This is a genomic window from Streptomyces sp. WAC06614, assembly GCF_003949795.1.
GTDB lineage: Bacteria > Actinomycetota > Actinomycetes > Streptomycetales > Streptomycetaceae > Streptomyces.
Map to the genome: position 1 here is coordinate 1 of NZ_RPRY01000269.1, position 9,603 is coordinate 9,603.

At 73.1% G+C, this 9,603-nt stretch carries 10 protein-coding genes and 1 pseudogene; 4 read left to right on the forward strand and 7 right to left on the reverse strand.

All coding sequences use genetic code 11. From position 1 onward, the window contains the following. A pseudogene (locus tag EF918_RS37275) lies at window positions 1–492 on the reverse strand (hypothetical protein); the annotation flags it as partial. A 32-nt stretch (window positions 493–524) separates the two neighbouring features. Then, window positions 525–710: a hypothetical protein gene (locus tag EF918_RS37280; protein WP_185921939.1), complete on the reverse strand. Its 186-nt coding sequence runs from the start codon at window positions 708–710 to the stop codon at window positions 525–527. Window positions 711–934: 224 nt separating this feature from the next. Here EF918_RS37280 and EF918_RS27215 point away from each other — a divergent pair, with 224 nt between their 5' ends. Further along, window positions 935–1,258, forward strand: coding sequence for a plasmid stabilization protein (locus tag EF918_RS27215; RefSeq protein WP_125651522.1), 324 nt, complete (start codon window positions 935–937; stop codon window positions 1,256–1,258). Between the two features lie 21 nt (window positions 1,259–1,279). Beyond that, window positions 1,280–2,743: an aminotransferase class I/II-fold pyridoxal phosphate-dependent enzyme gene (locus EF918_RS27220; protein WP_125651524.1), complete on the forward strand. Its 1,464-nt coding sequence runs from the start codon at window positions 1,280–1,282 to the stop codon at window positions 2,741–2,743. 7 nt (window positions 2,744–2,750) lie between these two features. On the opposite strand, the gene EF918_RS27225 is transcribed toward EF918_RS27220, so the two are convergent. Both EF918_RS27225 and EF918_RS27230 read right to left on the reverse strand, forming a co-directional pair. After that, the gene (locus EF918_RS27225) at window positions 2,751–3,251 is read right to left on the reverse strand and encodes a hypothetical protein (RefSeq protein ID WP_125651527.1); all 501 of its coding nucleotides are present in this window, start codon (window positions 3,249–3,251) and stop codon (window positions 2,751–2,753) included. Beyond that, window positions 3,248–5,788, reverse strand: coding sequence for a molybdopterin oxidoreductase family protein (locus tag EF918_RS27230; protein ID WP_125651529.1), 2,541 nt, complete (start codon window positions 5,786–5,788; stop codon window positions 3,248–3,250). Before EF918_RS27230 ends, EF918_RS27225 begins: the two co-directional genes overlap by 4 nt. Window positions 5,789–5,906: 118 nt before the next feature. On the opposite strand from EF918_RS27230, the gene EF918_RS27235 reads away from it, so the two are divergent. Beyond that, window positions 5,907–6,089 carry a CsbD family protein gene (locus tag EF918_RS27235; RefSeq protein WP_125651540.1) on the forward strand — a complete coding sequence of 61 codons (183 nt, stop codon included), beginning with the start codon at window positions 5,907–5,909 and terminating at the stop codon, window positions 6,087–6,089. A 131-nt stretch (window positions 6,090–6,220) separates the two neighbouring features. On the opposite strand, the gene EF918_RS27240 is transcribed toward EF918_RS27235, so the two are convergent. The 3 genes from EF918_RS27240 to EF918_RS27250 form a co-directional block, all read right to left on the reverse strand. Continuing rightward, on the reverse strand, window positions 6,221–6,925 hold the full coding sequence (locus EF918_RS27240; protein ID WP_125651531.1) for an HAD family hydrolase: 705 nt from the start codon (window positions 6,923–6,925) through the stop codon (window positions 6,221–6,223). 16 nt (window positions 6,926–6,941) lie between these two features. Continuing rightward, entirely contained in the window at window positions 6,942–7,493 is a 552-nt protein-coding gene (locus EF918_RS39185; protein ID WP_125651533.1) for a hemerythrin domain-containing protein, read from the reverse strand. 137 nt (window positions 7,494–7,630) lie between these two features. Then, on the reverse strand, window positions 7,631–8,008 hold the full coding sequence (locus tag EF918_RS27250; RefSeq protein WP_125651535.1) for a hypothetical protein: 378 nt from the start codon (window positions 8,006–8,008) through the stop codon (window positions 7,631–7,633). A 231-nt stretch (window positions 8,009–8,239) separates the two neighbouring features. On the opposite strand from EF918_RS27250, the gene EF918_RS27255 reads away from it, so the two are divergent. Further along, on the forward strand, window positions 8,240–9,603 hold a 1,364-nt coding region (locus EF918_RS27255; RefSeq protein WP_125651538.1), incomplete at its 3' end, for an FAD-dependent monooxygenase.

Consider the following 9,603-nt stretch of genomic DNA (forward strand, 5'->3'; position numbering starts at 1 on the left):
GGCATCGAGCGGCTGCAGGAGGCCTACCTGGCGCGGGACCCCGGCTACGACCGCGGTATCACGGTGCCGGCCGTGGTGGACGTGCCGACCGGCAAGGTGGTGACCAACGACTTCCCCCGGATCACCCGTGAGGTCCTCACCACCGCCCCCGACCCCGTCGGCGCCGGGCTCCGGCAGCTCGCCGGTGCTCCCGCCCGGTTCCTCGTCCGGGCCGGCCTCCGCGTCGCGCGCCACCTCGTCGGCCGCCCCCGGCTCCGGTTCCTCCTGGGCGAGCCGCTCGTCGAGGCTCTCCCCGGCCCGCTGCTCGGCGGCGGTGGTCCCGTGCCGGGTGGCGGCCAGGGGCCGGTCGGGCGGCACGTACCCCGTGTCCAGGGTGTCGTCCAGGTCCGGCTCGCCGAGGGCGTTCTCCATGTCCGGCTGCGCCTCACCGGGCTCGGTCTCCTCCTGGGGCTGGTAGACCTCGTCCCCCGCCGTCTCCTCGGTCCCGCTCATGGCGTTCCTCTCCTCTCCTTCGGCGCGACGTGTCACCGGTCGGCTGCGCGCGCCCCCTCGTCCTCCGCCCGGGGGTCCCGTGCCGCGGTGGCGCGGCAGGCCTCGAACAGGCCGAGCATCTCGTCCAGGACCTCGTCGAAGTCCTGCCACGGCCCCGCCGGACCGTCCGTGGTCCGGCGGAGGGCCCGCTGCGGCCGACTGCTCCTCGTACCAGGCATGACGACCTCCTCCGGTCGGTCGGCCCCGCCCCGCGCCCCGCCGCCCGGGGCGGTCGCACGACGCGGGGGAGGCCTGTGTGACGCCCGCGTCTTCCCCGGATCGGGCGGCTCATGCTGGGCGAAAAGGTGGGCCGGGGCGGCTCATGAGTGCGGCCGCAGCGGGTAGGCGCCGCACACGGCCGGGACCTCCGGCCGTCCGCACCGACAACGGTAAGGAGAAGGTCATGCCCCGTGGCTCCTCCCCGAAGAGGGAACGTCAGTACGAGCACATCAAGGACTCCGCGCTCGACCGCGGCGAGTCCGAGGAGCGGGCCAAGGAGATCGCCGCCCGCACCGTGAACAAGGAACGGGCCCGCTCCGGCGAGTCGAAGACGGCCAGCCGGTCCTCCGTCCAGGACATGTCCTCGTCCAAGCGCGGCGGGCAGCGCTCGCACAGCGGGTCCCAGGGCCCCACGAAGGAGCAGCTGTACAACGAGGCGAAGCAGCGGAACATCAAGGGCCGTTCCCAGATGGACAAGGCCGAGCTGAAGGAAGCACTCGGCCGCTGACGCGCTCCAGCGGGAGGAGACATGGACCAGTCACATGCCCCGATCCTGGAAGCGCTGCAGGAGTTCCGGCGGCGCGGCGACGTGGTGTACGGGCCGCCGGGACACAAACAGGGCCGAGGGGTGGACCCCCGGGTCGCGGAGATCGTCGGACTCGACGTCTTCCGCGCCGACGTCCTGCTGCTCAACGGGCTCGACGACCGGCGCGAGTCCCACCAGATCCTCGACCGCGCCCAGGAACTGATGGCCGAGGCCGTCGGCGCCGAAAGGGCGTTCTTCTCCACGTGCGGCAGCTCACTGTCCGTCAAGACGGCCATGCTGGCCGTCGCCGGACCGGGCGAGAAACTGCTGCTGTCACGCAACGCGCACAAGTCGGTCGTCTCGGGCGTCGTGATCAACGGGGTGGACCCCGTCTGGGTCCACCCCAAGTTCGACGCGGAACGCCACCTGGCGCACCCGCCCGAGCCGGACGACGTACGGCGCTCCCTGGAGGCCCACCCCGACGCCAAGGGCATGCTGCTCATCACGCCCACCGAATGGGGCTCGTGCGCCGACATCCAGGGCGTGGCCCGTGTGTGCCACGAGTTCGACGTGCCCCTCATCGTGGACGAGGCGTGGGGCGCCCACCTGCCCTTCCACCCGGACCTGCCGCCCTGGGGCATGCACCACGAGGCGGACCTGGTCGTCACCAGCGTCCACAAGATGGGCGGGGCCGTCGAACAGAGCTCGGTCTTCCACCTCCAGTACGACCGCGTCTCGCCGGAGGCCCTCGCCCAGCGCGAGGACCTGCTCGGCACCACCAGCGCCTCCACCCTGGTCTACGCGACCCTGGACGGCTGGCGCCGCCAGATGGCCGAGCACGGCCACGACCTGCTGGAGGCGGCGCTGCACCGCGCCCGGCGGATCCGTGACGAGATCGGGCGGATGCCGGGGCTGCGGCCCATGGGCCGCGAGGTCGTGGAGGGCGGCCTGGCCGCGTACCTCGACCCGTTGAAGATCGTGATCGACGTACGGGAGCTGGGCATCAGCGGGATGCAGGCCGCCGAATGGCTGCGCACGCACCGGCACGTGGACGTGGGCGGCTCCGACACCTGCCGCATCAGCGCCTCGATCACCCACTCCGACGACGACCGCACCGAGGAGTGCCTGCTGTCCGCCCTGCGCGCCCTCGTGGAGCACGCGGACACCATCGAGACGCAGCCCCCGGTCCGGCTGCCCGCGCCGCCGACCCTGGAGCTGGAGCAGGCGATGCTGCCGCGCGAGGCGTTCTTCGCCCCGGTGGAGCACGTCCCGGCGGAGCAGGCGGCCGGCCGGATCGCCGCCGAACTGGTCAGCCCCTATCCACCCGGCGTGCCCGTGCTCGCCCCCGGCGAGGTCGTCACCCGGGAGGTCGTGGACTACCTCCGCAGCGGCGTCGAACACGGCGTCCTGATCCCCGACGCGGCCGACCCCTCCCTGCGCACGCTGCGGGTCGTCGCCCGGGACTGAACCCCGGTCACCCGCTCGTCAGGATCTGGGGCGAGAGGTTCTTGATCAGGGTGTTCGTCCAGCGCATCTGCCGCAGCGTACGCGGGTGGCAGGCCGAGGCCAGCTCCAGCAGCCGCTCGTCCCGGGCCGCCTGCGCGGCCTGGGCGAGCATCTCCCAGTACAGGGAGTTGCCCGCCGCGGTCAGGTGGATCCGGCGCAGGTCGTACAGCAGGAGCAGCCCCGCCTCCGGCCGGCGGCCCACGGCCTCGGCGGACTTCTCGCGCAGGGAGGCCAGGACCCTGGACGTGGGCGGGTCCGGGGGCCCGGCCAGGGACAGCCCGTAGTGGGACCCGGTCTCCGCCAGCCGGCGGCAGTGCTCCTCGGACCAGCGCACGAGGTCGGCCGCCACATGGTGGACCTCGTGCTCCGTGCGGTGACGTTCGGCCACGGTGGCCAGTTCCCTCGCCAGCTTCCGCTCCCCGTGGTGCAGTGCGCGGAGCGTGAGGGTGATGCCGTCGGCGCGCTTCACGAGGTGCCTCCCGAGATGCCTCCCGAGGCGGCTCCCGAGGCGGCTCCCGAGGGGTCCGCCCCGTCCCCGTCCGGCGAAGGGTCCTCCCGTACCCGGGCGGAGGGGCCGCCGTGGGTGCCCGGCACCGTGGCCCCGCCCCGCGCGGGCGCGGACGCCGTGGTGGTGGGGGCGGGGGAGGGCCGGCCGTCGCCCTTCTCGACGAGCGTGACCGCGGCGGTGGCGGTCTTGAACAAGGGCTGCTTCGAGGCCGGGTCCCAGTCGGTGACCGTCACCTCGTTCGCCGCCCGGCCGGCGACGGCCCCGCCCGGCCCCGAACCGGCAGGAGTGTCCCAGTACCCGTAGTGGAAGGGCACGAACACCAGGCCCGGCCGGATGTCCGTCACCCGCAGCCGCCCGCGCAGCGCACCGCGCGCGTTCGAGACCTCCACCAGATCGCCCTCCGCCAGTCCCTGTGCGGTGGCGTCGGACGCGGACATCTCCACCCATACGTCCGGGGCCGCGGCGGCGAGCTGCGGCGTGCGGCCGGTCTTGGTGCGGGTGTGGAAGTGGTACAGGGTGCGCCCGGTCGTCAGCTGGAACGGCCGTTCCTCGTCCGGCGTGACGTGCGGCGGCAGGTACTCGGCGGCCTTGAGGACCGCCTTGCCGTCCGGGTTGAGGGAGCGGTACTCCACCACCGACACCGACGCACCGGTGACCAGGTCCTTGCCGTACGACTCGCACACGTCCGGGTGCGCCCAGGCGATGCCGTCGCCGTAGAGCCGTTCCGTACCTGCCGGGGCCCGGTCGTTGCAGGGCCACTGGATGCCGCTGCCCCCGCGCAGCCTGTCGTACGACAGGCCGGTGTAGTCGCAGGGACGCCCGGCACTGCACCGCTTCCACGCCTCGAACGCCGACTCCGGGCCGTCCCAGGTGACCAGGGGACCGCCGTCCTTGTCCCGGAAGTCCATCCGCCGGGCGTAGTCCAGGAAGATGTCCAGGTCGGGCCGGGCGCCGCCGGGCGGCTCGACGGCCCGGTCGGACAGGTGGACCGTACGGTCGGCGTTGGTGAAGGTGCCGGTCTTCTCGCCCCAGGTCGCCGCCGGCAGCACCACGTCGGCGAGCCGCGCCGTCTCCGTCAGGAACAGGTCCTGCACGACGAGGAACAGCCGGTCCTGGGCCAGCACCGAGCGGACCCGGGCCAGTTCGGGCAGGGACACCGCCGGGTTGGTGCCGCTGACCCACAGCATGCGCAGCGAGCCTTGCTCGGCGTAGCGGAACATCTGCATCGCATGGGTGGGCGGTGCGTAGTGGGGGATCGTCGAGGGGTCGACGTTCCACACCCGCGCCAGGTCGGCGACGTGCTCGTCGTTCTCCCAGTTGCGAAATCCCGGCAGGTCGCCGTCCGCACCGCACTCACGGGTGTTCTGGGCGGTGGGCTGCCCGTTCATCTGGAGCACCCCGGCGCCCGGGCGGCCCAGCATGCCGCGGATCAGGTTCAGGTTGTTGACCTGCACGGCGGCGGCGGTGGCCTGGTGGGACTGGTAGACGCCCTGGAGCACGGTCGACAGCAGCCGCTCGGCCGTTCCGAGCAGTTCGGCCGCCTCCACGATCTGCGAGGCGCGCACGTCACAGATGTCGGCAGCCCACTGCGGAGTGCAGTGCGCGACCGCCTCGGCGAGCTCCTCGAAGCCGACCGTGTGCGCATCGACGAACGCCCGGTCGACGTACCCGTTCCGGATGATCTCGTGCACCAGGGCGTCGAGCAGCGCGACGTTCGTCCCGGGGCGCGGCGCCAGGTGCACGGCGGCCCGGCGCGCCACCGGCGTCGGACGGGGGTCCACGCACAGCAGCCGCGGCGGGTCGGCGCCGTCGAGCCGGTCCAGGATGCGCATCCATTGCACGGGCTGGGTCTCGGCGATGTTGTGCCCGAACAGGGCGATGACGTCGGCGTGGTCGATGTCGTCGTAGCTGCCCGGCTGGCCGTCGCAGCCGAAGGTCTCCTTCAGCGCCTCGGCCGCCGTCGCCGTGCACAGCCGCGTATTGCCGTCGAGGTGGTTCGTCCCGATCCCGGCCCGGGCCAGGACCGCCAGGGTGTAGTACTCCTCCAGGAACAACTGGCCGCTGGTGTAGAAGCCGAGGGAACCGGGGCCACGGGTGTCGAGCAGCTCGCGGGAGCGGGACACCACCAGGTCCATCGCGGTGCCCCAGTCGGTGGGGGTGAGCCGTCCGTCCCGGCGTACGAGCGGTGCGGTCAGCCGGTCGGGCGAGGCGTTGGCCTGCCAGCCGAACGCGTCCTTCGGCCCGAGCCGGCCGCGGTTGACCCGGTCCACGACCCGCCCCCGCACCCCGACCATCGCACCGTCCTTGACGGCGATGTCCATGGCGTCGCCGTCGGAGTGCAGGATCGACGCGGTCTGCACCCAGCGGTCCACCTGCCCCGGATCCGTTCCCTCGGCCAGGTACGTGTCGAGTCGCGCCGGCCAGTCCTGGTGCCGTGCGTAGGGGGTGCGACCGCCCCAGGGCTCGGCGATCCGGTCCACGTGATGTGCCTCGTCCATGGCGGGCGGCTACCCCCGGGCCCGTCCCGTAAGCCGTCCCCCGGGCGCAGGATCCGGGTGCATGCATACCCGAGTCCCGGGTAGCCGCCAGGCAGAGAGCCCCTACGAGGAGGTCGTCATGGGCAAGATCAAGGGCAAGGCCGACAAGATCACGGGCAAGACCAAGGAAGAGCTCGGCTCGGCGACCGGCGACAAGAGCATGGAGATGAAGGGCAAGGCCAAGAAGGTCAAGGGCCATGCCGAGGACACGGCTTCGGACGCCGCCGCGAAGATGCGCAGGATGGCGGACAAGGACCACTGACCGGGCCCTGACGACGAGTGCCTGAGTGTGAGTGGGTGCGGGTCCGGCGGAGACTTCCGCCGGACCCGCACCCACGTCTCGCGCGGTCCCGATCCGGTCCGGTCCGTATCCGGTGGTCAGCGTCGGCTCGGTCAGGTTCGGCGTCGGCCGAGGGGGCTGGTGTCCAAGTGGCGCAGGAGGTCCGTCGGGCTGTCGTAGACGGCGACGGGACCGGCCGCGGTCAGTTCCTCCCGGGCGATGCCCCCCGTCAGCAGCCCGATACAGGTGACCCCGGCGCGGGCCGCGGCCTTGACGTCCCACACGGTGTCCCCGATGAACACCGCCTCCCCGGGCTCCGCGCCGGCACGTTCGAGGGCCTGTTCCACCAGGTCGGGGGCCGGTTTGGTGGCGTCGACCTGGTCGGCCGAGGTGGCGTCGTGGATGATCTCGTCCACGTCCAGCGCGGACCGTACGGCTGCCACCTCCTCGGCCGAGGCCGAGGAGGCCAGCACGATCCGCAGGCCCCGGGCGGCCGTCGCGCGCAGCAGGTCCGCGGCGCCGTCGAGGACCGGCAGCGAGTCGAACCAGGTCGCGTACAGGGCGCGGTGCGCGGCGCGCAGGTCGTCGTCGTGCCGCCGGTCGCGGGCCTCGCCCAGCAGGTGGTCCAGCAGCTTGTCCCCGCCCATGCCCACGGCCCGGTGGATCCGGGCCATCGGCACCTCCTGCTCGTACTGGTGCAAGGCCTGCCACCAGGTCAGGGCGTGCAGGTAGTTGGTGTCGACGAGGGTCCCGTCCAGGTCGAACAGCGCGGCCCGGGGCCGCCCGTCGTGGGCGGCGTCGTGCGCAGCGGTGGCCATGGTCGCGGCTCCCCGCTCAGCCGCTCAGGGCGTCGGCGAGCTGGCGCAGCAGCGGTCGGTGCGGCCGGTCCGGCGCCTGCTCGCGGACGTCCGCCATCCGGGCGCCGATCGCCTGGAGCTGCTTGCGGCCCACCGCCTCGCGCACCCGCGGGAACCACTCCCGCTCCTCGGCGTCGATGTGCCGTTCCAGCGCGTCCATCAGGACGTGCGCCTTCGCGGCGTAGGACGGGTCGCCCGCGTCCATGGCCTCCAGCTCGCGCGCCAGCACGTCCACCACGTGGTGCTCCTCGTGGAACTCCAGTACCAGCCGCTCGGTCTCCGGTACGAGGGTGCGCACCCGCGGGTACATCACCTCGTCCTCGACGAACGTGTGGACGGTCAGCTCGTGCAGGAGCTCGTCGACGAGTTCTCCGCCGCCCCCGGTCGCCTCGGACAGCCCCGCCTCCGTCGCACCGCCGCTGCCACCCCTGCTCGCGCTGCCGCTGCCGTCGGCGTTGCGACAGGCGCGGATCAGCTTGCGCATCCGCTTGTGGTCGTCCCTGAGCATCACGATCGCGTCGGTCGACATGGCCGCACTCCTCTGGCGTAGCCGGAACCTCTCGCGGGGCGCCTTCCCGGCGCGCCGCCGGATATGCGGCGGCACGCCGGGAGAGGAGCGGCGTGGGCCGCGTGGGTGCGGCGGCCCGGGTCAGGCGGCGCGGCAGATCAGCACTCGCGCAGCCCCGGCGCGGGGTCGACCGAGGTGTGGACGTCCACGGCGGGGACGTTTCCCCACTGGCCGTTGTCCAGCTGCGTCCAGTACCAGACGTTGTTGCCGCCGGGGTGGTTGTCGCCACGGCCCCAGCACTGGAACCAGCTGAAGCCGGTGTTCAGCGGCCCGCGCACCGCGGAGCCGTACGAGCGGTGCGCGTAGCCCTTGGCCCCCGCCCGGTTGCCGCACCAGAGCTTGCCGTCGGAACGGACACCGCATTCGGCCGCCACGGCGGCGGAGCCGGTGGCCGGTACCGCCGCGGCCGGCCAGGCCAGGCCCGTTGCGAGGGCAGCGGCGGCCAGACCGAGGGAGATCTTCGTACGAGCGGACATGAGGGTCCTCCTGGGCAAGGGGCTCCGGACGGAGCCGGATGAACGGATGACGCGGCGCCGGCCCTTCGAGACTGGGCCGCGGCGCACCGCGGTGTCCAGGAAGCACGTGTCGCCCACCGGGACGGTCAACGGGAAACCCCGGGGGAAACCGGTGGCCCCGTCCGGGTGCACGTCGCCGTGCGGTCGTTGCGGTCGTTGCGGCCGGCGGGGTGGGGACGCGAGAGTGGGTCCATGGCGGTTCGGACGAAGGTCGGTACGGCAGCAGCCCTGCCTGGTAGGGGCGACGACGGCGACGGGGTGGAGGTCCTGATCGTCGGTGGCGGGCCGGTCGGGCTCACCGCCCGGGCCCTGCTGGAGCGCTGGGGCGTGCGCGTCCTGCTGGTCGAGAAGCACCGTGAACTGTCGCCGTTCCCCCGGTCCCGCCTGGTCAACGTGCGCTCGATGGAGATCTTCCGCCAGCTCGGGATCGCCGAGAGGATCACGGCCGCCGCCTTCGCCCCGGAGTACGGCCGCATCCGCTTCCGCGACACCCTGCTCGACCGTGACTTCGCCACGGCGGCGATGGTCGGCATCCATGAGCCCGTGCCCGAGAGCCCGGTGATGGGCGTCGTCACCTCGCAGGACCGCCTGGAGCCCATCCTGCTCGGTGCGGCGACGGCGCCCGTACGCTTCGGCGTCGAGCTCGTCGGCGTCGCGCAGGACCCCGACGGCGTCACGGCCCGGCTGGTCGACCACGGCAACGGCCGGGAGGAGCGGCTCCGGGCCCGCTACGTGCTCGCCGCCGACGGCGCGAACTCCACCGTCCGACAGCTCCTGGAGATCGGCAGCACCGGCCCCGGCGCACTGGGGGACTTCACCACGGTGGTGTTCGACGCCGATCTCGCCCCCTGGTGCGGCGACGCGCAGCCCGCCGGCGTCTACTTCACCTCGCACGGCGGCTTCGGCCCGGTCCACCCCGAGGGAAGCTGGTTCTGGTTCGTCCCCACCCCGACCGACGGGGCCGGCACCCAGGACCACGCCCCCTGGAGCCGCCGCCTGACCCAAGCCCTGGGCCAGGACGGTGGCGACGCGTCCGTACCGATCGAGGTCGACATCCGCAGAATCCACCACTGGACCATGAACGCCTTCGTCGCCGAACGCTTCGGCCACGGCCGGGTCCTGCTGGCGGGCGACGCGGCGCACGCGGTCCCGCCCACCGGCGGCCTCGGCATGAACACCGGCGTGGCCGACGTGCACAACCTGTGCTGGAAACTGGCCGGCGTGCTCCGGGGCTGGGCGCCACCTGCCCTCCTGGACACCTACGAGGCCGAGCGCCACCCCGTCGCCGACCGGGTCCTGGCCCAGGCGGTCGAGAACACCGAACTCATGCTGCACGTCCAGCGCCGCCGAGCGGAGCAGCCCCCCTCACCCGACGGGAGCCCGCCGCAGGACGTCGCCCTGCCCTGGTCGGAGCAGTACTTCGCCCAACTCGGCCTCGTCCTCGGCGTCAGCTACCGCTCCGCCGCCGTCCTCCCCGACGAGGACGAGGCCGAGTTGGGCGAAGTACTGCTCCGACCAGGGCAGGGCGACGTCCTGCGGCGGGCTCCCGTCGGGTG